At 68.0% G+C, this 24,435-nt stretch carries 23 protein-coding genes, 1 tRNA gene and 1 pseudogene; 22 read left to right on the top strand and 3 right to left on the bottom strand.

Annotated features, from left to right (window positions below; genetic code table 11):
* Nucleotides 1-140 precede the first annotated feature (140 nt).
* From ACFVJ3_RS25845 to ACFVJ3_RS25760, 18 genes and pseudogenes are all read left to right on the top strand, one after another.
* Nucleotides 141-1,106 carry a tetratricopeptide repeat protein gene (locus ACFVJ3_RS25845; protein WP_378454760.1) on the top strand — a complete coding sequence of 322 codons (966 nt, stop codon included), beginning with the start codon at nt 141-143 and terminating at the stop codon, nt 1,104-1,106.
* Complete coding sequence (locus ACFVJ3_RS25840; protein WP_378454755.1) at nt 1,103-2,098, top strand: HAD-IIA family hydrolase; 996 nt, start codon at nt 1,103-1,105, stop codon at nt 2,096-2,098. Before ACFVJ3_RS25845 ends, ACFVJ3_RS25840 begins: the two co-directional genes overlap by 4 nt.
* 77 nt (nt 2,099-2,175) lie before the next feature.
* Complete coding sequence (locus tag ACFVJ3_RS25835) at nt 2,176-2,403, top strand: hypothetical protein (RefSeq protein WP_043943807.1); 228 nt, start codon at nt 2,176-2,178, stop codon at nt 2,401-2,403.
* Nucleotide 2,404: 1 nt separating this feature from the next.
* Nucleotides 2,405-3,235 (top strand): TlyA family RNA methyltransferase, encoded by an 831-nt coding sequence (locus ACFVJ3_RS25830; protein ID WP_378454754.1) that lies wholly within the window; start codon nt 2,405-2,407, stop codon nt 3,233-3,235.
* Complete coding sequence (locus ACFVJ3_RS25825; RefSeq protein ID WP_378454753.1) at nt 3,232-4,194, top strand: NAD kinase; 963 nt, start codon at nt 3,232-3,234, stop codon at nt 4,192-4,194. The genes ACFVJ3_RS25830 and ACFVJ3_RS25825 overlap by 4 nt, the downstream gene beginning before the upstream one ends.
* Before the next feature lie 2 nt (nt 4,195-4,196).
* Nucleotides 4,197-5,969, top strand: a complete 1,773-nt coding sequence (gene recN / locus ACFVJ3_RS25820; protein ID WP_378454752.1) for a DNA repair protein RecN — start codon at nt 4,197-4,199, stop codon at nt 5,967-5,969.
* A 110-nt stretch (nt 5,970-6,079) separates the two neighbouring features.
* Entirely contained in the window at nt 6,080-7,264 is a 1,185-nt protein-coding gene (gene steA / locus ACFVJ3_RS25815; RefSeq protein ID WP_005243185.1) for a putative cytokinetic ring protein SteA, read from the top strand.
* Nucleotides 7,261-8,211 carry a copper transporter gene (locus ACFVJ3_RS25810; RefSeq protein WP_378454751.1) on the top strand — a complete coding sequence of 317 codons (951 nt, stop codon included), beginning with the start codon at nt 7,261-7,263 and terminating at the stop codon, nt 8,209-8,211. Before steA ends, ACFVJ3_RS25810 begins: the two co-directional genes overlap by 4 nt.
* A gap of 141 nt (nt 8,212-8,352) precedes the next feature.
* Nucleotides 8,353-10,131: a CTP synthase gene (locus tag ACFVJ3_RS25805; protein ID WP_378454750.1), complete on the top strand. Its 1,779-nt coding sequence runs from the start codon at nt 8,353-8,355 to the stop codon at nt 10,129-10,131.
* A gap of 13 nt (nt 10,132-10,144) precedes the next feature.
* The gene (locus tag ACFVJ3_RS25800) at nt 10,145-10,813 is read left to right on the top strand and encodes an NUDIX domain-containing protein (protein ID WP_378454749.1); all 669 of its coding nucleotides are present in this window, start codon (nt 10,145-10,147) and stop codon (nt 10,811-10,813) included.
* A gap of 1 nt (nt 10,814) precedes the next feature.
* Nucleotides 10,815-11,638 (top strand): annotated as a pseudogene (locus ACFVJ3_RS25795) (tyrosine-type recombinase/integrase).
* Between the two features lie 58 nt (nt 11,639-11,696).
* Entirely contained in the window at nt 11,697-12,701 is a 1,005-nt protein-coding gene (locus ACFVJ3_RS25790) for a ParA family protein (RefSeq protein ID WP_378454748.1), read from the top strand.
* Entirely contained in the window at nt 12,702-13,577 is an 876-nt protein-coding gene (locus ACFVJ3_RS25785) for a segregation and condensation protein A (protein ID WP_378454747.1), read from the top strand. It begins immediately after the preceding gene.
* Entirely contained in the window at nt 13,574-14,266 is a 693-nt protein-coding gene (gene scpB, locus ACFVJ3_RS25780) for an SMC-Scp complex subunit ScpB (RefSeq protein WP_378454746.1), read from the top strand. The genes ACFVJ3_RS25785 and scpB overlap by 4 nt, the downstream gene beginning before the upstream one ends.
* Before the next feature lie 16 nt (nt 14,267-14,282).
* Complete coding sequence (locus tag ACFVJ3_RS25775) at nt 14,283-15,347, top strand: pseudouridine synthase (RefSeq protein WP_378454745.1); 1,065 nt, start codon at nt 14,283-14,285, stop codon at nt 15,345-15,347.
* Nucleotides 15,344-16,033, top strand: a complete 690-nt coding sequence (cmk, locus tag ACFVJ3_RS25770) for a (d)CMP kinase (RefSeq protein ID WP_378454744.1) — start codon at nt 15,344-15,346, stop codon at nt 16,031-16,033. Before ACFVJ3_RS25775 ends, cmk begins: the two co-directional genes overlap by 4 nt.
* Nucleotides 16,030-17,457, top strand: a complete 1,428-nt coding sequence (der, locus tag ACFVJ3_RS25765) for a ribosome biogenesis GTPase Der (RefSeq protein WP_378454743.1) — start codon at nt 16,030-16,032, stop codon at nt 17,455-17,457. Before cmk ends, der begins: the two co-directional genes overlap by 4 nt.
* An 86-nt stretch (nt 17,458-17,543) precedes the next feature.
* Nucleotides 17,544-17,620, top strand: a tRNA-Pro gene (locus ACFVJ3_RS25760).
* Nucleotides 17,621-17,685: 65 nt separating this feature from the next.
* Here the strand turns inward: ACFVJ3_RS25760 and ACFVJ3_RS25755 are convergent.
* On the bottom strand, nt 17,686-18,447 hold the full coding sequence (locus tag ACFVJ3_RS25755; RefSeq protein ID WP_378454759.1) for a L,D-transpeptidase family protein: 762 nt from the start codon (nt 18,445-18,447) through the stop codon (nt 17,686-17,688).
* Between the two features lie 182 nt (nt 18,448-18,629).
* Between ACFVJ3_RS25755 and ACFVJ3_RS25750 the strand changes: the two genes are divergently transcribed.
* Nucleotides 18,630-19,508 (top strand): sigma-70 family RNA polymerase sigma factor, encoded by an 879-nt coding sequence (locus ACFVJ3_RS25750; protein ID WP_378454742.1) that lies wholly within the window; start codon nt 18,630-18,632, stop codon nt 19,506-19,508.
* Between the two features lie 14 nt (nt 19,509-19,522).
* Here the strand turns inward: ACFVJ3_RS25750 and ACFVJ3_RS25745 are convergent, their stop codons facing one another.
* Nucleotides 19,523-20,995: an MFS transporter gene (locus tag ACFVJ3_RS25745; protein ID WP_378454741.1), complete on the bottom strand. Its 1,473-nt coding sequence runs from the start codon at nt 20,993-20,995 to the stop codon at nt 19,523-19,525.
* Nucleotides 20,996-21,149: 154 nt separating this feature from the next.
* On the opposite strand from ACFVJ3_RS25745, the gene ACFVJ3_RS25740 reads away from it, so the two are divergent.
* Nucleotides 21,150-21,590, top strand: a complete 441-nt coding sequence (locus tag ACFVJ3_RS25740; RefSeq protein ID WP_378454740.1) for an SRPBCC family protein — start codon at nt 21,150-21,152, stop codon at nt 21,588-21,590.
* 6 nt (nt 21,591-21,596) lie between these two features.
* Here the strand turns inward: ACFVJ3_RS25740 and ACFVJ3_RS25735 are convergent, their stop codons facing one another.
* Nucleotides 21,597-22,232, bottom strand: coding sequence for a TetR/AcrR family transcriptional regulator (locus tag ACFVJ3_RS25735; protein WP_378454739.1), 636 nt, complete (start codon nt 22,230-22,232; stop codon nt 21,597-21,599).
* 207 nt (nt 22,233-22,439) lie between these two features.
* On the opposite strand from ACFVJ3_RS25735, the gene ACFVJ3_RS25730 reads away from it, so the two are divergent.
* Both ACFVJ3_RS25730 and ACFVJ3_RS25725 read left to right on the top strand, forming a co-directional pair.
* Nucleotides 22,440-23,243, top strand: coding sequence for an SDR family NAD(P)-dependent oxidoreductase (locus ACFVJ3_RS25730; RefSeq protein WP_378454738.1), 804 nt, complete (start codon nt 22,440-22,442; stop codon nt 23,241-23,243).
* Nucleotides 23,244-23,284: 41 nt separating this feature from the next.
* Nucleotides 23,285-24,406, top strand: coding sequence for a DUF5938 domain-containing protein (locus ACFVJ3_RS25725; RefSeq protein ID WP_378454737.1), 1,122 nt, complete (start codon nt 23,285-23,287; stop codon nt 24,404-24,406).
* The last annotated feature ends 29 nt before the right edge of the window (nt 24,407-24,435 follow it).

Below are 24,435 nucleotides of genomic sequence, written 5' to 3'. Positions count from 1 at the left end.
TTCCGAACCCGGAAGCTAAGCCCTCCAGCGCCGATGGTACTGCACCCGACAGGGTGTGGGAGAGTAGGACACCGCCGAACATCCGTTACCGAAAGGGGACCCAATATATTGGGTCCCCTTTCGTGGTTTGTATGAAAGGAATGACTGTGTCGGAGAGTGACGACGGACGTCGGTCCTTCCGTGGAGGCGGTGCCTCCAATAATCGAGGCGGTGCCTCCAACAGCAATCGTGGCGGTGCGTCCGGTAGCGATCGTGGCGGCGCCGGCGGTTCGGGTCGTGGTGGCTCCTCCGGTGGTCCCCGTCGTGATCCGCGCGACAACCGTGGCGGCGCCGGGGGCGATCGCCGCGGTGGCGGACCCCGTCGTGGCGGCGAGGGCGGCTTCGCCCCTCGCGGACGTGAAGGCGACCGTCCGCAGCGGCAGCAGGCGCGCCCGGACGAACCGGATCTGCCCGAGAACGTCGAGGCCGGCGAGCTCGATCCCGCTGTACGACGCGACCTCCTGAGCCTGGACAAGACGAACGCGAACACGGTTGCGCGTCACCTGGTGATGGCCGGCAAGCTCGTCGACGACGATCCGAGACTTGCGCTCGCGCATGCCCGCGCCGCGCGCCAACGCGCGGGCCGTATCGCCATCGTGCGTGAGGCCGCCGGTATCACCGCGTATCACGCGGGCGAATGGGCGGAGGCGCTGTCGGAGTTGCGCGCCGCTCGCCGCATGGCCGGTGGTCCCGGACTGCTCGCGGTGATGGCGGACTGCGAACGTGGACTGGGCCGCCCGGAGCGTGCGATCGAACTCGGGCGGAGCGAGGAAGCTGCTGCACTGTCCGGTGACGAGGCAGCCGAGCTGCGCATGGTGGTCGCCGGAGCGCGCATGGACCTCGGTCAGTTCGACCAGGCCGTGGTCACGCTGCAGACCCCCGATCTCGACGCCTCGCGGACCGGTCCCGGTCCCGCTCGTCTGTTCTACGCGTACGCGGATGCCCTGGTGGCGGCAGGTCGCATCGAGGACGGACTCAAGTGGTTCCTCAATTCCGCCGCGGCGGATCTCGAGGGTGACACCGACGCGGAGGAGCGTGTGGCCGAACTGACCGGAGACGATCAGTGACGGCCCTGCGCGACGGTTACGACGCCCTCCTGCTCGACCTCGACGGCACCCTGTACCAGGGTCCGCAGGAAATCCCCGGTGCGCGAGAGGCTTTGGCGGCCGGGGAGCAGTCGTGCTACTACGTGACCAACAACGCCAGTCGCAGACCGGGCGAGGTCGCTGAACACCTGACCGAACTCGGCTTCGACGCCGACGAGTCGACGGTGGTGACGAGTTCGCAGTCCGCCGCCAGGCTGCTCGCGGAGAACGTCGCACCCGATTCACCGGTGCTCATCGTGGGGACCGAAGCGCTCGCCGACGAAGTCCGGAACGTCGGGCTGCGCCCGGTGCGGTCGTTCGAGGACGCGCCCGCTGCTGTCGTTCAAGGACATTCGCCGACGACGGACTGGGCGATACTCGCCGAGGCGACGCTCGCGATCCGGGCTGGTGCGGTCTGGGTGGCGGCGAACCTGGACTCGACCCTCCCCACCGAACGCGGACTCGTCCTCGGCAACGGATCGATGGTCGCAGCGCTACGCACGGCGACGTCCCGCGAACCGCTCGTGGCGGGTAAACCGGCCGCGCCGCTCATGGAGGATGCGATGCGCCGCAGCAGTTGTGTGCGCCCGCTCGTCGTGGGCGACAGGCTGGACACCGACATCGAAGGCGCCAACAACGTCGGTCTCGACTCGCTGCTGGTGCTCACCGGCGTGAGCACCGCGGTCGACGTGCTGCGCGCCGCCCCGGAGCAACGGCCCACCTATCTGGCGTCCGAACTGGACGCGCTCAACCGGTCCGCCGAGGAATCCCTCATCGGTGAGGACAGCCGGTGGTCCGTCGAGTTCGACGGTACCGACCTGGTGATCGAACCGACCACCGATTCCGCCGAGCCGGTGGAATCGGCGGCGCTGCTGCGGGCCGCGACCGTCGGCGCCTGGAAGTTCCCCGACTTCGCGCGGATCACGTCGACGACGCCCGCGGTGAGTGCGGTCGTCTCCGGCTGGGGTGCCTGAAACCCGGCAGACCCGCGTTGTTCGTCACGCGATTCGCTGTATGCGTATCGGAACGCGATGGACTAGCGTTGTGCCCGATGAGCACGCCAATACCGCGCCCGGGAGCCCATTTACCTGGGCCTCCTCAGAGTGTCGACCCCGAGAAGATCCACACGGAGGTCGACGGATTGTTGTCGCGTCTCGGAGCCGTCGAACCGGATCCTGACGACGAGCACGGCGTCGGAGTCATCCCACGCAAAGCCCATCTGCTCGAGAAGGCGCACGACGTGCTGGTGGAGGCGCTGGCCACCGTGGACAAGATCTGACGTGGCCCGTCGAGCACGGGTGGATGCCGAACTCGTTCGGCGGGGACTGGCCCGGTCCCGTGAGCACGCGCAAGAACTCATCTCCTCCGGCCGAGTCCTGATCTCGGGTGCGGCGGCCACCAAACCGGCCACCGCAATCGAAGCGGGAACTCCGTTGCGGGTGGTCGAGGTCGACAACGAAGTGTCCTGGGCATCGCGCGGGGCGCACAAACTTCTCGGTGCGCTCGAGGCCTTCGGGCCCCGCGGACTCGAGGTCGAGGCCAGGCGTTGCCTCGACGCCGGCGCGTCCACCGGCGGCTTCACCGATGTGCTGCTTCACCGCGGCGCGCGGGAGGTCGTGGCGGTGGACGTCGGCTACGGCCAGCTGGTGTGGCGGCTGCAGTCCGACGACCGCGTCCATGTCGTGGACCGGACCAACGTGCGATCCATCGACGCCGAGCAGATCGGCGGCCCGGTCGATCTGGTGGTCGCGGACCTCTCGTTCATCTCCCTGAAGCTCGTCCTCCCGGCGTTCGTCGCCTGCGTGGCCGAGGGCGCAGATCTGATTCCGATGGTGAAGCCGCAGTTCGAGGTCGGCAAGGACCACGTGGGCTCCGGTGGCGTGGTGCGGGACCCGGAGCTGCGCGTCGCCGCGGTGCTGGATGTCGCGAATACGGCAGCGTCGCTGGGACTGCGTACCGTCGGTGCAGTGGCCAGTCCGCTGCCGGGACCGTCGGGGAACGTCGAGTACTTCCTGTGGCTCCGCGCGGATGTCACACCCGGGACGGATGATGGACCGGTCGAGTCGGTAGAAGAGTTGATCCGCACCGCGGTGCAGGAGGGACCACAGTGAGCGGGGGAAGCAGCGGCGCCCGGCAACGCGAGCGGGAGATCCTGCTCGTGGCGCACCCGGGCCGCGCCGAGATCACGGAGACCGCGCGACGTGTCGGCAAGATCTTCGAGCGGGCCGGGATCGGACTGCGCGTCCTCGTCGACGAGGTCGACAGCACCCGCATCGAACCGATGGACGGCATGGCGGCCGACGAATTCCTGGTTCCCGGGCTGGAAGTCACCATCGTGGAGGCCGGCCCCGACGCCGCCCTCGGTTGCGAGATGGTGCTCGTCCTCGGCGGGGACGGAACATTCCTCCGGGCAGCGGAACTCGCCCAGGCCGCGTCCATTCCGGTTCTGGGCATCAACCTGGGCCGGATCGGGTTCCTCGCGGAAACGGAGGCCGAGCACCTCGACGAGGCGCTCGCCCAGGTGGTGCGTCGTGAATACCGCATCGAACACCGCATGACGCTGGACGTGCTGGTCCGGGTGGACGACGAGATCATCGAACGCGGCTGGGCACTCAACGAGGCGAGCATCGAGAACCGGTCCCGGCTCGGTGTCCTCGAGGTGGTGCTCGAGGTGGACGGCCGCCCCGTGTCGGCGTTCGGCTGCGACGGTGTCCTCATCTCCACCCCGACCGGGTCGACGGCATACGCGTTCTCGGCCGGCGGCCCCGTGGTGTGGCCGGAGTTGGAGGCCCTGCTGGTGGTCCCGAGCAACGCGCACGCGCTGTTCGCGCGCCCTCTCGTGACGAGCCCGAATTCGCTGATCGCGGTGGAGACGGTGGCAGGCAGCCACGACGGTCTGGTGTTCTGCGACGGTCGCCGGACCCTCGAGCTGCCCGCGGGCGCTCGCGTCGAGGTGGTGCGTGGCAAGGAACCCGTTCGTTGGATACGACTGGATTCGGCGCCGTTCGCGGACCGGATGGTGCGAAAGTTCGAGCTGCCCGTCACCGGGTGGCGAGGAAGGAAGCCCTAGACGTGCTGGCAGAGATCAGGATCGACAACCTCGGTGTGATCTCCGAGGCGTCGGCGCAATTCCACGAAGGTTTGACGGTGCTCACCGGTGAGACCGGTGCGGGCAAGACGATGGTGGTGACGAGCCTGCACCTGCTCAGCGGCGCGCGAGCGGACGCGGGCCGGGTGCGTCTCGGCGCTCCCCGTGCCGTGGTCGAGGGCCGGTTCATGACGGACGAGGGTTCGGAGCACGTCGAACGTGCCGTCGCCCGGCTGCTCGAATCGACCGGCGCCGAGCGCGACGAGGACGGCACCATCATCGCGGTGCGGACCGTCGGCAGCGACGGACGGTCCCGCGCCCACCTGGGTGGGCGCAGTGTTCCGGCGGGCGTGCTGTCCGAGTTCACCGATCCGCTGCTCACCGTGCACGGGCAGAACGATCAGCTGCGGCTGCTCCGCCCGGACCAGCAGTGCGCCGCCCTGGACAGGTTCGCGGACAAGACGGTCGGCCCGCTGCTGGCGCGGTACCGCAAGCACCGCGACGAATGGGTGACCGCGCGATCCGAGCTGATCGAACGCACCGGGCGTACCCGGGAACTCGCGCAGGAAGCCGACCAGCTGACGTTCGCCCTGAACGAGATCGACGGCGTCGCCCCCACCCCGGGCGAGGACGAGTCGATCGTGTCGGAGGTGCGCAGGCTCAGTGAACTCGACTCGCTGCGCTCGGCGGCCGAGGAAGCGCACGCCGCGCTCGCCGGCGGCGACGACATGGACGGCGACGGCGTCGGCGCACCCGCGCTGGATCTGTTGTCCGAGGCGCGGGCCCGGATCGAATCGGCCACCGACCCCGAACTCGACGGGCTCGGACCGCGGCTCGCCGATGCGATCGCGGTGGTCACCGACGTCTCCGCGGATCTGACCACGTATCTCGCCGGGCTTCCGGCGGATCCGGGGGCGCTGGACTCCCTGCTGTCGCGGCAGGCGGAACTGAAGAACCTCACCCGCAAGTACGCCGCCGACGTCGACGGCGTACTGGAATGGGCAGGCAACGCCCGTGCGAGGCTCGAGAAGATCGACGTGTCCTCCGATGCATTGGCGGCGTTGACGAAGCAGGTCGAGGAGTCGGCGGCGTCCACCGCCGAGGCCGCGTCGAAGCTGACCGCGGCCCGCGTCAAGGCGGCGGTCAAGCTCGCCAAGGCGGTCAGTTCCGAACTTGCAGGTCTGGCGATGGGCCGGGCCGCTCTCGAGGTGTCGGTCCGGCCCCGGATCGCCGGACCGCAGGACACGGCACCGCTCACCGTCGACGGCACGGAACTGCACGCGGGATCGTCCGGCGTCGACGAAGTGGAATTCCGGCTGTCGGCGCACAGCGGTGCACAGTCGCTACCCATCAGCAAGAGCGCGTCCGGCGGTGAACTCTCGCGCGTGATGCTGGCCCTCGAGGTAGTGCTCGCCGGGTCCGATTCGGGCGCGACGATGGTGTTCGACGAGGTCGACGCCGGCGTCGGCGGCCGGGCCGCGGTCGAGATCGGCCGGCGACTGGCCCGGCTCGCCCGGACGCACCAGGTCATCGTCGTGACGCACCTGCCGCAGGTCGCGGCGTTCGCGGACACTCACCTGGTGGTCGACAAGGTCGACGACGCGGACGGCGTCGTCAGCAGCGGTGTGCACACACTCACCGATGACGAGCGGGTGGTGGAACTGGCCCGGATGCTCGCCGGACTCGACGACACGGAGACCGGGCGCGCCCACGCGGAGGAACTGTTGGCCACCGCCAACGCCGAGCGTTCCGTCTGAACCGGTCCGGCGGACCGTCGGCTGCACCCGTGGTAATGGTGTGACTGATGTGGTAAACGGTTCGGCGCGCCTCCACAGGTCGGTCCTGCTTCCGGTCCATCATCGAACTCATGAAGATGCCGGCACTGCTGTCACGTAACACCGAAACTTTGCCTGGGGTCAGCGGCATCGCCAGGGTGGATCGCAACACGGCCAAGTTGCTGCGACGCGTCGGACCCGGTGACATCGTCGTTCTCGACGAGCTCGACCTCGATCGCGGGACCGCGGACGCCCTGGTGAAGGCCGGCGTTCTCGCAGTGATCAACGCGTCGCCCTCGATCTCGGGGCGTTATCCCAACCTCGGTCCGGAGGTGATCGTCGCCAACGGCATCCTCCTGGTGGATTCGGCCGGCGCCGAGATCTTCAAGAGCATCAAGGACGGCAGCAAGGTCCGGGTGAACGGGGGAGGTGTCTACTCCGGGGAGCGGCGCATCGCCAAGGGCGACGAACAGACCGAGGCGGAGATCTCCGACCGGATGATCGAGGCGAAGACCGGTCTCGTCGACCACCTCGAGGCGTTCTCCGGCAACACCATCGAGTTCATCCGCACCGAGAGTCCGCTGTTGATCGACGGTGTCGGAGTCCCCGACGTCGACGTCGACATGAAGGAACGGCACGTCGTGATCGTGTCCGACGGCCCGGATCACGCGTCCGACCTGAAGAACCTCAAGCCGTTCATCAAGGAGTACTCGCCGATCCTCATCGGCGTCGGGGCAGGCGCCGACGTCCTGAAGTCGGCGGGCTATCGCCCGGATCTCATCGTCGGCGACCCCGAGGACATCACGAGTGCCACGTTGAAGTCGGGCGCCGAGGTGGTTCTTCCCGCCGACCAGGACGGTCACGCACCCGGTCTGTCACGGATCCAGGACCTCGGCATCGGAGCGATGACGTTCCCCGCGTCGGGGTCCCCGTCCGACCTGGCGCTGCTGCTGGCCGATCATCACGGCGCGTCGCTGATCGTCACGGTCGGGAGCACCGTCTCCCTCGACGAATTCTTCGACCGCGGACGCCGCGACAGCAACCCGTCGGCGTTCATGACCCGCCTGAAGGTCGGGCCGAAACTGGTGGACGCGAAGGCCGTGGCGACCCTGTACCGGAGCCGGGTGTCGGGCGGGGCGATCGCGCTGCTCGTGCTGGCCGCTCTCGTGGCGGTGATCGTGGCCCTGGTGGTGTCGAACATCGGTGGTGAGGCACTGGACTGGGCCGTCGCGACGTGGAACAGCTTCGCGTTGTGGGTCCAAGGGTTCTTCAAGTGATTTCTCTGCGTCAACATGCCATTTCCATAGCGGCGATCTTCCTGGCTCTGGCAATCGGCGTGGTGATGGGCTCCGGCCTGTTGTCGAGCGGTCTCGTGTCGGGACTGCGCGACGACAAGGCCGACCTGCAGACCGACGTGGAGAAGGCGAACGAACGCAACAACCAGCTGACCGAGCAGTTGAACTCGGCGGACGGCTTCGATTCTGCGGTGGGTGGCCGCGTGGTGGCCGACTCGCTCGCACAACGCACCGTGATGGTCGTGACGACCCCGGATGCCGACCCCGCCGACCTCGACGGGGTCAACCGCATGATCGCGCAGGCCGGTGGGTCGGTGACCGGCCGGGTCTCGTTGACCGATTCGTTCGTGGACGCCACGGGCGGTGACCGGCTGCGGACGGTCGTCAACAACGTGATCCCTGCGGGTGTCACGCTGAAGACCGGGGCCGTCGACCAGGGCAGTCTCGCGGGCGACCTGCTGGGCTCGGTCCTCATGCTCGGCAAGGAGACGGGCCAGCCACAGAGTTCCGCGCAGGAGATGGCGCTGGCCCTGGAGACCCTCCGCGGTGCGGGATTCGTCAGCTACGACGACGGTGCAGTCCAACCGGCACAGGTCGCTGTGGTGCTGACCGGAGATCGCGACGTGGAGGACGGCGTCAGCGGCAATCGCGGTGCGGTGGTGGCCCGGTTCGCGGGCGCGCTGGATTCGCGCGGTGCCGGGGCGGTTCTCGCCGGACGTCCGGCGTCGGCGCAGGGCAACGGTGCGGTCGCCGTGGCGCGGGCCGACGCGGCCCTCTCCGCGGCGCTGACCACGATCGACAACATCGACCGGGAAGCGGGCAAGATCACCGTCCCGCTCGCGCTGCAGGAGCAACTGAACGGCGGCGCCGGCCGGTACGGCACCGGGCCCGGCACCACCGGAGTCACCGTGGGGGCCACCCCGGCGTAGCGCGCGTCACATCGGGGCGGGCAATCGCGGCGCGTTGTTTCCGGGACGTACGACAAGGTGTTACCGTGAAGTCCCGTGGGTCGGCAGGCCCCAGCATTGCTCGAACAGACCAAGCCCTGCACAGTCGTCACGGGAGCCCCTTTGCCACAGTCACGCACTCATTCGCGTACCGCTACCAAGCACATCTTCGTGAGCGGCGGCGTCGCCTCCTCACTCGGCAAGGGCCTCACAGCCTCGAGCCTCGGGCAATTGCTGACCGCGCGAGGAATGCGCGTGACCATGCAGAAACTGGATCCGTATCTCAACGTCGATCCGGGCACGATGAACCCCTTCCAGCACGGTGAGGTGTTCGTCACCGAGGATGGCGCCGAGACCGACCTCGACGTCGGCCACTACGAGCGCTTCCTCGACCGCGACCTGTCCGGTCAGGCGAATGTGACCACCGGCCAGGTGTATTCGACGGTCATCGCCAAGGAGCGGCGCGGCGAATACCTGGGCGACACCGTCCAGGTCATCCCGCACATCACGGACGAGATCAAGAGCCGGATCCTCGCCATGAGCGGACCGGACCTCCAGGGACACCAGCCCGACGTCGTCATCACGGAGATCGGTGGCACCGTCGGCGACATCGAGTCGCAGCCGTTCCTCGAGGCCGCCCGTCAGGTGCGCCACGACGTCGGTCGCGACAACGTTTTCTTCCTCCACGTCTCCCTGGTTCCGTACCTGGCGCCGTCGGGTGAGCTCAAGACGAAGCCCACCCAGCACTCGGTTGCGGCGCTGCGGAACATCGGTATCCAGCCCGACGCGCTGATCCTGCGCTGCGACCGGGAGGTTCCCCCGGCGCTGAAGAACAAGATCGCGCTCATGTGCGACGTCGACGTCGACGGGTGCATCTCGACCCCCGACGCGCCCTCGATCTACGACATCCCGAAGGTGCTGCACAGCGAGGGCCTCGACGCGTACGTGGTGCGTCAGCTGGGTCTGCCGTTCCGCGACGTGGACTGGACCGTGTGGGGCAACCTGCTCGAGCGCGTCCACCAGCCGCGCGAGACCGTGCGGATCGCGCTGGTCGGAAAGTACGTCGACCTGCCGGACGCCTACCTGTCCGTCACCGAGGCGCTGCGCGCCGGCGGGTTCGCGAATCGCTCGAAGGTGGAAATCTCCTGGGTGCCGTCCGACGCGTGTGAGACGGAGACGGGCGCGCAGGCCGCACTCGGCGAGGTCGACGGCGTGCTGATTCCCGGCGGCTTCGGAATCCGAGGTATCGAGGGCAAGCTCGGCGCCATCCGGTACGCCCGCCACCGGAAGATCCCGCTGCTCGGACTGTGCCTCGGCCTGCAGTGCGTCGTGATCGAGGCCGCGCGCAGCGTGGGTCTCGACGACGCCAACTCTGCCGAGTTCGAGCCCGAGACCACGCACCCCGTGATCTCCACGATGGCCGACCAGGAAGACGTCATCGCCGGCGAGGCGGATCTCGGCGGCACGATGCGCCTCGGTGCGTACCCCGCGGTCCTGACGAAGGGGTCCGTCGTCGCCCGGGCGTACGGCAGCGAAGAGGTGTCGGAGCGTCACCGTCACCGCTACGAGGTCAACAACGCGTACCGCGACCGGATCGCGAAGAGCGGACTCCGGTTCAGCGGAACCTCGCCCGATGGTCACCTCGTCGAGTTCGTCGAGTACCCGGCCGACCAGCACCCGTTCTTCGTCGCGACGCAGGCGCACCCCGAGCTGAAGAGCCGTCCGACGCGTCCGCACCCGCTGTTCGCGGCGTTCGTCGACGCGGCGCTGAGGCACAAGCTCGAAGAGCGGCTCCCCGTCGACGTGCACGGTGAGGAGCGGGCCGCGGCCGTAGCCGCCGATGACGAACTCGCCGACTCCGCCGACCGCGACGAGGTCGCGTCGGTCGACAGCGCGGGATAGGGCGAGACCGAACATGACCGAGACCGGCCGGCACGAATTCGAGACTCTCGACTCGCGCGCCGTCTACAGCGGCGCGATCCTCGCCCTCCGGGTGGATCACGTCGCGATGCCGGACGGCCGGACCGCCGAACGTGAGGTCGTCGAGCACCACGGCGCCGTCGCCGTCGTGGTGCTCGACGACGAGGACCGGGTCGTCCTGATCCACCAGTACCGGCACCCGGTGGGGCGCCGGTTGTGGGAAATCCCGGCGGGCCTACTGGACGAGCCTGGGGAGGACCCCGTCGACGCCGCCGGGCGCGAGCTGGCGGAGGAGACCGGGCTCGGGGCTCGTCGCTGGGCGGTTCTCGTGGATGTCGTTCTCTCGCCCGGGTTCACGGACGAGTCGGTGCGCGTGTTCCTCGCCGAGGACCTGTACGACGTGGATCGGCCCGACCCGGAGGACGAGGAAGCCGACCTCGAGATCGAGCGGATCCCGCTCGACGAGGTCGTGTCGATGGTGCTGAACGGGAGCATCGTCAACGCCACGGCCGTGGCCGGGGTGATGGCCCTCGCCTCTGCTCGGTCCCGGCCGGGCGGTCTCGGCGAACTCCGCGAAGTGGCCGCGCCCTGGGTCGATCGCCCCGACAGGTTCAGCGAGCGGAAACGCTCGCGTGCCGCCGGGGACGAGGCCGCGCGGGCATGACGTGGTGATAGCGCGGCAGGTGGATTCGGACCTCGACCACCTGGCCGTCGAGCGCGGAGCTGCCCGCAACACCCTCGGTTCGTACCGCCGCGACCTCGAGCGGTACACGCTGTTCCTCGCCGACCGGGAGGTCACCGACATCGGCAGGATCCGCGAACAGGATGTCAGTGACTTCGTGATCGCTCTGCGAACCGGCGATCCGGCTCGCGAACTGCCGCCGCTGGCCGCGAGCTCGGCGGCCCGCGCCCTGATCGCGGTGCGCGGATTCCACCGGTTTGCCGCGGCCGAGGGGATGACTGCCGGGGACGTCGCCCGGGACGTGCGGCCGCCGTCGCCGGCGAAACGGCTCCCCAAGTCTCTACCGGTCAACGAGGTACTGGCGCTGCTGGAGGCGGTCGGAGGCAGCGGACCCGCCGACGGACCCCGGGCGGTCCGCGACCGCGCGCTGCTCGAGTTGCTGTATTCGACGGGCGCCCGCATCTCCGAAGCCGTCGGCCTGGACGTCGACGATGTCGACACCGAGACCCGGTCGGTGCTGCTGCGGGGAAAGGGCGGCAAGCAGCGGGTGGTGCCGGTAGGCCGGCCCGCCAGAGCGCGTGGAAGGTGCTGCAGACCGCGGCGGACGCGGCGGGCATCTCGTCGGCGGTGTCGCCGCACGCGCTCCGCCACTCGTTCGCGACCCACCTGCTCGACGGCGGCGCCGACGTCCGCGTCGTCCAGGAACTGCTGGGACATGCCTCGGTGACGACCACCCAGATATATACGCTGGTGACAGTGGGTGCGCTGCGCGAGGTGTGGGCCGGAGCGCACCCCCGGGCGAGGTGACGGAAAGCGTGTCGAGGGGAAAATTTACGGTACGAGGCGGTAGCGTTCGTATAACGATGTGGGATCGGCAGCGATCATCGAGAGAACAGGGGATCATCGGACCGTGGTGACACCGCAGCCGCCAGCGGCGGAGTCAGAGCACTCGCAACCGGAGGGCGACATGTTCGACGTGCGGCAAACCGAACCCGCAGCCTTGTTCGAGGACGCTGCCGTGGTCGTGGGGGGTGAGCTCGGCCCCACGGGACGGCCGACGCGTGAGGTGCCGGAACCCACCCCGTTGCCCTCGCACGGCCCCGCCAAGATCATCGCGATGTGCAACCAGAAGGGTGGCGTCGGCAAGACGACGTCGACGATCAACCTGGGTGCGTCGCTGGCCGAATTCGGCCGACGTGTCCTGCTCGTCGACCTCGATCCCCAGGGGGCGCTGTCCGCGGGCCTCGGAGTCGCGCACCACGACCTCGAACTGACCGTCCACAATCTCCTCGTCGAACCCCGCGTCTCGATCGACGACGTCCTGATGAGGACGCGCGTCGAGGGCCTCGACCTTCTGCCGAGCAACATCGACCTGTCGGCGGCAGAGATCCAGCTCGTCACCGAGGTCGGGCGGGAACAGACGCTCGGGCGCGTGCTGCATCCCGTGCTCGACCGGTACGACTACGTCCTCATCGACTGCCAGCCGTCCCTCGGTCTGCTCACGGTCAACGCGCTGGCCTGCGCGGACTCGGTGATCATCCCGATGGAGTGCGAGTACTTCAGCCTGCGCGGACTGGCGCTGCTCAACGACACGGTCGAGAAGGTCCACGACCGGCTCAACCCGCGGCTGGAACTCGCCGGCATCGTGGTGACGATGTTCGACTCGCGGACCCTGCACGCCCGCGAGGTGATGGCCCGCGTGGTGGAGGTGTTCGGGGATCTCGTGTACGACACCGTGATCAACCGCACCGTGCGCTTCCCCGAGACCTCGGTCGCCGGGGAACCGATCACCACCTGGGCGCCGAAATCGACCGGCGCCGAGGCTTACCGTGCGCTGGCACGCGAGGTCATTCACCGGTCCGGCCGGTAAGTGGTGAATACGCAGGACATTCCGGCTCCACCGCAGACCGAGGACCCGCAGACCCAGGTATCGCAGGCCGAGGATCAGCAGGCGCCCGCGGTCAAGCCCGGCTTCCGGGTGACGCTGCGGAATTTCGAGGGACCGTTCGACCTGCTCCTCACCCTGATCAACCAGCGACAGCTGGACGTGACGGAAGTCGCGCTGCACCAGGTGACGGACGACTTCATCGCCTACACCCGCACGCTCGGCTCGGAGATGGGTCTCGATCAGACCACCGAATTCCTGGTGGTCGCCGCGACGCTGCTCGACCTGAAGGCGGCGCGTCTGCTCCCGGCGGGGCAGGTGGAGGACGCCGAGGACCTCGCGCTCCTCGAGGCGCGCGACCTGCTGTTCGCCCGGCTGCTGCAGTACCGCGCGTACAAGCAGGTGGCGCAACTGTTCGGTGAGCTCGAGGCGGCCGCGCTGCGCCGGTACCCGCGTTCGGCGGCCCTGGAGGACCAGTTCACCCGGTTGCTGCCGGAAGTGTTGCTCGGTGTCGACCCGCAGCGGTTCGCGGAGATCGCCGCGACAGTGTTCACGCCGCGCCCGAAGCCCACCGTGGGACTCGACCATCTGCACGACATGCACGCGGTGTCGGTGCCCGAACAGGCGGCGCGGATGCTGGAACTGCTCCGCGAACGAGGAGCCGGGGAATGGGCGACCTTCGGCGACCTGGTCTCGGAGTGCGAGGTGACCGCCCTGATCGTGGCGAGATTCCTCGCGCTGCTCGAGCTGTATCGCGAGCGGTCGGTGTTGTTCGAACAGCCCGAGCCGCTCGGGGAATTGTTGGTGAGCTGGACCGGGGAGGGCACACACGCCCCGGTGACCGAGGAGGATGACGGATGAGTTCGGCCCCGTTCGACGAGTCGGACGACCTGGGCGCCGTCGACGCAGAACCCGAGCTGTCGGACACCGAACTCGAAGCCGTTCTCGAGTCGCTGCTGCTGGTCGTCGACTCTCCCGCTGGAGCCGAATTACTCGCCTCCGCGACCGGCGCTTCTGTGAATCGCATCACCGACGTGCTGAACCGCATGTCCACCGAGCTCACCGCCCGTGGGAGCGGGATGGACCTCCGATATGCCGGTGACGGTTGGCGTCTCTACACGCGCACCGCGTACGCCCCCTACGTGGAACGACTCCTGCTCGACGGCGCGCGGTCCAAACTGACGAGGGCGGCTTTGGAAACTCTGGCCGTGGTGGCATACCGTCAACCGTTGACCCGCGCACGGATCAGTGCGGTGCGCGGCGTCAACGTGGATGGTGTGGTGCGCACACTTCTCGCTCGCGGATTGATCGCCGAAGCCGGCGTCGATCCCGATACCAACGCCACGCAGTATTCGACGACGGAGCTCTTCCTGGAACGGCTCGGCTTGGCGTCTCTCGCCGATCTTCCCGCCTTGGCTCCGCTGTTACCTGACGTGGATCTGATAGATGACATCAGTGACAGTCTGGAATCTGATCCACGATTTGCGAGAATGAATAGAGCTACGGCTTCCACAGAAGAGTTGGACACCGGGCTGGACACCGAAGACTGACAGGGATAGTACAAAAGTGAAGAAACCCGCTCGCCGAGATGGCACACCGGATCGCAACAACAACAAGAAGCAGCGCCCCACCAGGTCGGAGACCGGGGGTCGCTCGGACAGGTCGGAAGCCGGAGGGCGACCGAGCCGCTCCGAGACCGATCGGCGTCCGACCAGGTCGGACGCCGTCAAGGGGAAGTCGGGCAGGCCCGACGCCGCGGCCGCGAAGAACAAACGCGGCAAGCCCAAGTCGGCCAAGCCGCAGCGCGCCCAGACCCAGGCGCCCAAGGTCAGCAACGCCAAGCCGGCCCGGCACCAGTACGCCGACGCCGCCGATCGGCCCGTCGGCCCGCCGCAGGGCGACGGCATGCGACTGCAGAAGGTTCTCGCCCAGGCCGGTGTCGCGTCGCGCCGTGCGGCCGAGGAACTGATCTCGCAGGGTCGCGTCGAGGTCGACGGCCGCATCGTCATCGAACAGGGACTGCGCATCGACCCCGAGAACGCAGTGGTGCGCGTGGACGGTGTCCGCGTAGTCGTGCAGAAGGACCTGGTCCACCTCGCGCTGAACAAGCCCCGCGGCTGGCAGTCGACGATGTCGGACGACCTGGGTCGCCCGTGCGTCGGCGACATCGTCTCCGAGCGGGTCGCCGCAGGTCAGCGATTGTTCCACGTCGGTCGACTGGACGCCGACACCGAGGGGCTGCTGCTGCTCACCAACGACGGAGACCTGGCGCATCGACTGATGCACCCGTCCTTCGAGGTGTCGAAGACGTACCTGGCGACCGTGTCGGGTGCCCTCGAACGCGGCGTCGGAAAGAAACTCAAAGAGGGTGTCGAGCTCGACGACGGACCGGCGAAGGTCGACACGTTCACGCTCCTCGACATCAACGAGGGCAAATCGCTCGTCCGCGTCACGCTGCACGAAGGCCGCAAGCACATCGTGCGCCGCCTGTTCGAGGCCGTGGGACACCCCGTCATCCGGCTGGTCCGGACGGACATCGGCGCGGTCGCCCTCGGCGAGCAGCGCCCCGGCACGCTGCGCGTACTCGGTCGAGGCGAGGTCGGCGGTCTCTACGGGGCGGTGGGCCTGTGAGTACCTCGTCGCTGGTCGTCGCGATGGACGGCCCGTCCGGAACCGGGAAGTCGAGCGTCTCGCGGATGCTGGCCCAGCGGCTCGGTGCCCGTTACCTCGACACCGGCGCCATGTACCGGATCGCGACGCTGCATGCGCTGCGTAAGGGTGTGGACCTCACCGATCCCGCGGCGATCGCCGACGCGACCGCCGGTCTGCCGTGGTCGATCGGCACCGACCCGGCAGGCGAGCAGGTCCTGCTCGACGGTGAGGACGTGGGGGAGGAGATTCGCGGCGACGCGGTGACCAAGGCCGTCTCGGCTGTCTCCGCCGTACCGGCCGTGCGTGAACTGCTCGTCGCGGCGCAGCGTCGTCTCGCCGGCGAGGCCGAACGGATCGTCGTCGAGGGCCGGGACATCGGCACCGTCGTGATCCCGGACGCCGACGTGAAGTTCTACCTCACCGCCTCGGCGGAAGCCCGGGCACAGCGCAGGAATGCGCAGAATCTCGCGGAAGGACGAGGCGACGACTACGCGGCCGTGCTGGCCGATGTGCAGCGTCGTGACCACCTCGACTCCACGCGCGCCGTGTCGCCGCTGCGGCCGGCCGACGATTCCGTGCTGGTCGACACCAGCGAACTCGGAATCGACGACGTGATCGGCAGGTTGCTGCTGGTGGTAAGCGAAAGAATTGGAGCAGGGCAGTGACCGAACAATTCACCACCGAGTTCGCAGGCGACGGCACCTGGAGTGAGGAATCCGACTGGGAGGTCCTGGACCTCGAAGACGGCGGCGACGGAGAGTCCCACGTCCCGGTTCCCACCCTCGCAGTGGTCGGGCGCCCGAACGTCGGTAAGTCGACGCTCGTCAACCGGATCATCGGCCGACGCGAAGCCGTGGTCGAGGACATTCCCGGTGTCACCCGGGACCGCGTCTCCTACGAGGCGAACTGGAGTGGCCGCCGCTTCATGGTGCAGGACACCGGTGGCTGGGAACCCGACGCCAAGGGCCTGCAGCAGTCGGTGGCGCGGCAGGCGGAACTGGCGATGCAGACCGCGGATGCGATCCTCCTCGTGGTCGACGCCGTCGTCGGCGCCACCGCAACGGACGAGGCCGTGGCCAAGGTGCTGCGCCGGTCCAAGACCCCGGTTCTGCTGGTGGCCAACAAGGTGGACGACGGCCGCACCGAATCCGAGGTGGCCGCACTGTGGTCGCTCGGTCTCGGACAACCGCACTCGGTGAGCGCGACGCACGGCCGCGGGACCGGCGATCTCCTCGACGAGGTGCTCGCCGCCCTCCCGGAGACCCCGCGTGAAGGCATCCCCGGCGGCGGGCCGCGTCGCGTGGCTCTGGTCGGGAAGCCGAACGTCGGGAAGTCGAGCCTGCTGAACAAGCTGTCGGGCGACGAGCGTTCGGTGGTCCACAACGTCGCGGGTACCACCGTCGATCCGGTCGACTCGATCGTGGAGCTCGGCGGCAGGCCGTGGCGTTTCGTCGACACCGCCGGCCTGCGCAAGCGGGTCAGCCACGCCAGCGGCGCCGAGTTCTACGCGTCGCTGCGGACGAAGAGCGCCATCGAGGCCGCCGAGGTCGCGATTCTGCTGATCGACGCATCCGAGCCGGTCTCGGAGCAGGACCTGCGCGTGCTGAGCATGGTGGCCGACGCCGGCCGGGCCCTCGTCATCGCGTTCAACAAGTGGGATCTCGTCGACGAGGACCGGCGCCTCCAGCTCGATCGGGAAGTCGATCGGGACCTGGTGCGGGTGCCGTGGGCGCAGCGCGTCAACATCTCGGCGCAGACGGGGCGCGCGGTGCAGAAGCTCGTCCCCGCCCTGGACACCGCATTGGAGTCCTGGGACAAGCGCATTCCCACGGGCCGGCTCAACACCTGGCTCAAGGAGGTCGTCGCCGCCACTCCGCCGCCGATGCGCGGTGGCCGGCTGCCTCGGGTGATGTTCGCCACGCAGGCCGGAACACGCCCGCCGACGTTCGTGCTGTTCACGACCGGGTTCCTGGAGGCGGGCTACCGCCGGTTCCTGGAGCGGCGTCTGCGCGAGGAGTTCAATTTCGACGGCAGCCCCGTCCGCATCTCGGTGCGGGTGCGCGAAAAGCGTGAGCGGCGAGGTCGTTGATCTGACGGAATGTGCCCTGACCAGTCGATTAGCGTTACGGACTGCCCCTGATGTAATCTCATCGAGCACCTGAACGAGGGTGTGGACGGGCTGTGGCGCAGCTTGGTAGCGCACTTGACTGGGGGTCAAGTGGTCGCAGGTTCAAATCCTGTCAGCCCGACCAGATGATCAGCGAAGGCGGTTTCCCGGAGACGGGAAGCCGCCTTTTCTGTGTCTCCGGTCCGGGACTCAATCCGTGACGATGACCGGGTCGCCGATCTTGGCGTTGTCGTAGAACCACTGCGCGTTCTCGGTGCTGAGATTGATGCAGCCGTGGCTGACGTTCTCGAAGCCCTGCGAGTTCACCGACCACGGTGCGGCGTGCACGAAGATCCCGCCCCACGTGATGCGGGTGGCGTACTCGACGTAGAGGCGGTAGCCCTCCTCGTCGTCGATCGGGACGCCGTACGTCGACGAGTCCATGATCATGTCGCGGAACTGCTCGATGACGGGGAACGTCCCGAGCGGTGTCTCGTATCCGGGTTTGCCCATGGACGCCGGCATGGTCTGCACGACCTGATCGTTGATGCTGACCGTGAACTGGTGCGTCGTCGTGTTCGCGACGGCGACGAGTGCGTCACCCACCTGGAACTGCGACCTCGCGCCCGCCGCCTCGACGGTCACCCGTGTGTCGGCCGGCCAGAAGTGCGCCGGGGTCCACTGCACGGTGCGGTCGCCGATCCAGGAGAACTGTCCGGGCACCGGCGTCGACGGGGTGATCCGGACACCACGCTCGGCGAGGGCGCGATCGGGCACCGGTGACGCGAACCGGACGACGACAGGATGCGCGATGCCGACGACTTGCCCGCTGGCGGGGGAGAGTGCCGGCGCGACGACCTTCCCGGTGACTGCCGGGACATGCGCCGACGCGGTGGCGCTCACCCCGCACACGGCCAGTGCCGCGAGTACCGAGACGAGGAACAGACGTCCGACCTGCTGCGCTTTCCACATGCCGTCCAGCCCTTCAGAGACTGTGAGCGTCATTTCAGTTAACCACGGCGATATCGGACAGCGGAACCAGGGAAACTGGACGCATTGCGCGCATCGGAGGGACACGGACGACGCGCCGTTGTCACATCGGCCGAGTTTCGCCGGTCACACAGTTGACAGACTGCGACGAAGGGATGTGACCGATGAACGAGAACGACGTGCTGGCGCAGCAGTTCGAGGCCCATCGCACGCACCTGCGCGCGGTGGCCTACCGGATGCTCGGCTCGCTCAGCGAGGCCGAGGACGCCGTGCAGGAATCCTGGCTGCGACTGAGCCGCACCGACGCCGACACCGTCGAGAACCTGGGCGGCTGGCTGACGACCGTGGTGGCACGGGTGTGCCTGAACATGCTGCAGTCACGCAGGTCACGGCGGGAAGCTCCCCTGGACGCGGGGGTGCCCGACCCGATCGTGACCCGGGCGGAGGGCAGCGACCCCGAACACGAGGCGGTGCTGGCCGATTCGGTTGGTCTCGCGCTGCTCGTGGTCCTCGGCACGCTCGCTCCTGCGGAGCGACTGGCGTTCGTGCTGCACGATATGTTCGCGGTGCCCTTCGAGGACATCGCCCCGATCGTGGAGCGAACCCCGGCGGCCGCCCGGCAACTGGCCAGCCGCGCACGCCGGCGTCTGCAGGGAGCGCCCGTTCCCGACACCGATCCGGTCCGTCAGCGGGCGATCGTCGACGCGTTCCTGGGGGCAGCGAGGAACGGCGACTTCGACGCGCTGGTGGCGGTGCTCGATCCGGATGTCGTGCTCCGCGCCGATACCGGAGCGTTGCCTGCAGGCGCGTCCACTATGGTGCGCGGCGCGGAGACCGTCGCGGGCCGGGTCCTCGGGTTCGCTCGGCTGGCTCGGTTCGCGCATCCGGCGCTCGTCAACGGTGCCGCCGGAGTGGTCGCGATCTCCGACGGACAGCTGCTGTCGGTCCTGGGCGTCACGATCCGGCGGGGGAAGATCGTCGAGATCGACATCCTCGCCGACCGTGAGCGCCTCGCCGGGCTCGTCGTCGAGAACCTCGACTGACGAGCCCGCCTGGGTCAGCTCGTGCGGTGCTCGCCGTCTCCGTGTGCGTTGTCGGTGCGCAGGCCGATCACTGCCGCGGCGACGAGGAAGATGCTGCCGGCCAGCAGCGCTCGCTGGAAGCCGAAGGTGAGTGCCTCGGGCACAGGCGAATTCGCTGCGAGCAGATGCTGGGAGTGTGAGGTGGCGATCGCAGCGAAGATCGCGAGACCGAGTGCGCTGCCGACTTGCTGTGAGGCGTTCAGCAACGCTGCCGCGAGCCCCGCCTCGCCGGCAGGCACACCGGCGTTGGCTGCGGTCGTGACGCCGACGAAGACGGCGCCGAGACCGAACGACACGACCATCAGTCCGGGAAGCAGGTCGCTGAGATAGGTGCCGTCGACGGGGATCCGGGACAGCAGGTAGAGGCCGGCCGAGGCCACCAGCGCTCCCGCGACGATGACGGGACGGGTTCCGGTCCGGGTGAGCAACTGGGAGGAGATCCCGGCGGCGATACCGACACCCAGGCAGAGCGGGAGGTAGGCCGTACCGGTTTGGATGGGGGAGTAGCCGAGAACGTTCTGCATGTAGAGAGTCAGGAAGAAGAACATCGCGATCAGACCGGCGAAGGCGATCAGCCCCGTGACGTTGGCGGCGGCCAAACCCTTGATGCGGAAGATCGACAGCGGCAGCAGGGGGTGCGGGTTGCGCTGCTCGTTGATCACGAACGCCGCGATCAGCACGAATGCACCGGCGAACTCAGCGATCGTGCGGGCGCTGCCCCATCCCTGGTCGGGTGCCTTCACCAGGGCGTAGACGAGCAACAGCATCCCGCCGGTGCCGAGCACACTGCCCGCGACGTCGAAGTGTGCGAACCGGGCGCGGCGCCGGTCGCCGGGAATGAGCGCGAAGACCGCCGGCAGTACGAGCGCGCATGCCAGAGGGTTCACGAACAGCACCCATCGCCAGCCCGGCCCCTCGGTGAGCACGCCGCCGAGAAAGACACCGACGGCCGATGCGAGACCGCCCACCCCGGCCCAGACGCCGAGTGCGGTATGCCGTTCGGGGCCCTCCTCGAACGTCGTCGTCAGAATCGACAGCGCGGCCGGAAGCATCAGTGCCGCACCGACACCCTGCGCGAGTCGCGCGCCGATCAGGACCTCCGCGTTTCCGGCGAACCCGCCGATCAGCGACGACAGCCCGATCATGACGGTGCCGGTGACGAGCACGCGGCGGCGCCCGAGCAGGTCGGCCAGGCGGCCGCCGAGCAGCATGAATCCGCCGTAGGTGAGGAGGTACGCGCTCGGTACCCATTGCAGTTCCTGAACCGAGATATCCAGGTCGCTGCGCATGTCGGGCAGGGCGATGTTGACGATGGATGCGTCGACGAAGTCGAGAAATGCCACGGCGCACAACAGCGTCAGCGTGAGGGTGCCTCTGGCGGTGGAGAGAAACGGGCGTGCCGGGGTCGATCGCCCGGCCCGGGAACTGTTGGTGACCGAGGTGTCCATGTCGAAGCCTTCCTGTGTTCAGGGTCCCTTGCAGGAGACGCCGCGTTGCCGGCCGTCACTTCTATGACCGACGGCCCGGCGGCGATGTGACCGCGCCGCGGCTACGTCGCGAGTACTGTCGGAACCCGGCAGGTCACGGAAACGGGAGGCTGGCATGGCTGGACGGTTCGAAGGCGCTGTTGTGATCAATCGCCCCATCGAGGAAGTGTTCGAGTACCTCGCCGCGGGGGTCAACGACCGGGAGTTCAGTCCCCGGGTGCAGGAGATCGTGAAGAAGACGGACGGTCCTCCGGGAGTCGGCACCATCTTCGTCAGCACGGTCAAGGACGCCGGGATGACCACGAAGCGGGAGTTCGAGATCACCGAATTCGAGGCGCCCCGGAAGATTCGCTGGGCGGAGCGTTCGAAGAATTCCGTGACCGCGAAAGAGGGTGGTTACGACCTCGAACCCTCGGGCGCAGGAACCAAGGTGACGATCTTCAACGTGCTGGAGGGTCACGGAATCGGAAAGCTGATCGCACCTCTCGCACTGCGGGCGGCCCGGAAGGACGCACCCGATTTCGCGCAGCGGATCAAGGCCGCCGCGGAGAAGTGACCGGCTCTACCGTGCCGGAATGACGAGCGCCAGTATCTGATCGACGTTGTTCGCGAGGCCGTCCGCCGCAGAGTCGTCCCCCGCCAGATACCTCGCGAGGCTCTGCTGGAACAGTCCGTCGAAGACCGCGTACATGGTGGCCGGGGCGATGGTGATCGTGCGCCCCGCCAATTCCGCGTACCGGGACACGATGCGCCAGATCATGTTTTCGAGGCTCTTGTCGATCGCGGCGACGTCTGCGCGGAACGACTCCTCGAACAGCGACTGCGAGCGGAGGTCGTACCAGAGTCGATGCATGGTGGCTTCGTCCTGGAGCGAATCCACCAGCACCCGGCCGAATCCCGCCTTCAACTCTTCGGCAGTCTGGGCCGTGGCGACCACGCCGTCGTATCGCGTGACACACCGGGACTTGTAGTGCCGCACGCAGTGTGTGATCAGATCGACCTTGTCGCTGAAGTAGTAGTGCAGGACGCCGTGCGAGAACTCGGAGTTCTGGGCGATCTCCCGGAGACTGGTACGGGCATAGCCGAGTTCCGAGAGGGTCTGCAACGCCGACTCGGCGAGTTGATCCCGGCGCTCGGCGAATTTGTCGACCTGGCGGCGCGAGACCCGATCGGCGTTCTTCTCGGCGACGGGTGTCACGGCATTCTTCCTGTTCGGCTCGCATGGTCCAGCACGGTGTGCATCAGTCTAACCCGCATCCTTGACGACTGTGTAACAAAAACTTGACAGTCGTCAAGAGAAATCTTGACAGTCGTCCAAAGTCGAATACTCTGTGATCCACACCACATTGCGGACTCGGTCTCGTGACGTGGTTCCGCGAATCGTCTCGTACGAAGGCAGGTCGGAATGAGCGTGAGTGATCTTGCAGGACGGAAAGCGCTGGTCACTGGTGGTGCGAAGGGGTTGGGTGCCGGTATGGCTGCCGCCCTCGCCGAGGCCGGTGCGGCAGTCGTGATCGGCGACGTCCTCGAGGGGGAGGGGCGCGCGACCGCCGATTCAATCGGGAAGTCCGGCGTCGACACCGGATTCGTGACACTCGACGTCACCGACGACGGCAACTGGGAGCGCGCCGTCGCTGCCACCGTGGAGCAACTCGGCGGACTCGACCTCCTCGTCAACAACGCGGGCATCGAGATCTCGTCACTCGTGGTCGACATCGACCCCGCCGACATCCGCCGGATGTGCGAGGTCAACATTCTCGGTGTCGCGCTCGGTCTGAAGCACGGTCTGCGCGCCATGCGTCCCGGAGGCCCGGCGGGAGCGGGCGGGGCGATCGTCAATGTCTCCTCGGTGGCCGCGACGATCCCGTTCCCGGGCATCGCCGGCTACTCCGCCACCAAGTCCGCCGTCGACCGGCTGACCCGGGTCGCGGCCCAGGAGGCCGGCAAACTCGGGTACGGCGTCCGCGTGAACTGCGTGTACCCCGGGCTGGTCGCCACCGAGATGGGACTCGGGCTGGCCGCCGACATGGAGAGGCTCGGACTGTGGCCCAGCGCCGACGCCGCGGTCGCCGACGTGATCGGTCTGACGCCTCTCGGGCGACTCGGTGAGGTCGCGGACATCGCCGACACCGTCGTCTTCCTGGCCTCCGACGCCGCTCGCTTCGTCACCGGAATCGGCCTGCCGGTAGACGGCGGCATGGGCATGTAACCGATCTCCCCGGACTCTTCTCACATTCTGAAAGGCATCTCATGACCGACAAGAAGCCCGTCATCGTCTACGGAGTCTCCGGATACACCGGGCGGCTCGTGTGTGAATACCTGCGCGAGTTCAACATTCCGTTCATCGCCGCGGGCCGGGACAAGAAGCGGATCCAGGAAGTGCTCGACCGCATTCCCGGGCTGGACACCGTCGACCACGAGGTGGTCGAGGTGGAGCACACCGTCTCGGCGCTGACCGAACTGTTCAGCGGCGCACGGGTTGTCAGCAACATGGTCGGCCCGTTCATCAAACACGGCGCCGTCGTCGTCGAGGCGGCCCTCGCCGCGGGATGCCATTACACCGACACGACCGGTGAGCAGGACTGGGTTCTGGACGTGCAGGCGAAGTTCGGCGACAAGTTCGCCGAGAAGGGTCTGCTGCTGTCTCCCGGCGTCGCGCAGATGTACACCACCGGTGAGATCGCCGCGAACATCGCTCTGGAAACGCCGGGATTGGACACTCTCGACATCCTGGTGTTGTGGAAGGGTTTTCCCACCTACGCGTCCACGCAGACGATCTTCACGATCCTCAAAGCCGACTGGTACTACCTGGAACAGAACCGGTACGAGAAGTGGGACCCTGGTACCACATTCGAGGTCGTGGTGCCGGGACAGCACCAGATGGCCCTCGCGCTGCCGTGGGGCGGCACGTGCCATCCCGTCTGGTTCAAGGACGATCCGCGGGTGGCGAACGTGAAGGCGGCAGGCGGCGTGTTCGACCGTTCCGTGATGGAGGGCGTCGTCGCGACGCAGAAGATGGTCGAGGAGCAGATCAAGACCCTTCCCGCGGACGAGCAGGACGCGGCGCTCGCGGAGATCGCCGGTTCCGTGCAGGCGGGGATGCCGCCGAGGGAGAACCCACGCGTCAACACCTCGCTCGACTCCGTGTACGCGTCCGGGCCGCTGGGTCGGGCGCATTGCGTCATCCACGGCAACTGCAACTACAAGCAGACGGGTCTCCTGCAGGCGTACGCCGCGTACTCCCTGTTGCAGCAGCCTCCGAAGCGGACGGGCCTCGCGTCAGCGTGCCAGGCGTTCGGTCATCGCGAACTCCTGGGAATCCTGCGCAGCTTCGGCCTCGTGATGGAGCCGGTTCTCACCGTGCAGAGCTGATCGTCCCGGCCGCGACTTCGAGGAGGACC

Source organism: Rhodococcus sp. NPDC127593 (assembly GCF_042671975.1).
Classification (GTDB): domain Bacteria; phylum Actinomycetota; class Actinomycetes; order Mycobacteriales; family Mycobacteriaceae; genus Rhodococcus_F.
Note: the sequence above shows the minus strand (reverse complement) of the source record. Positions and strands in the feature narration are given on the sequence as shown.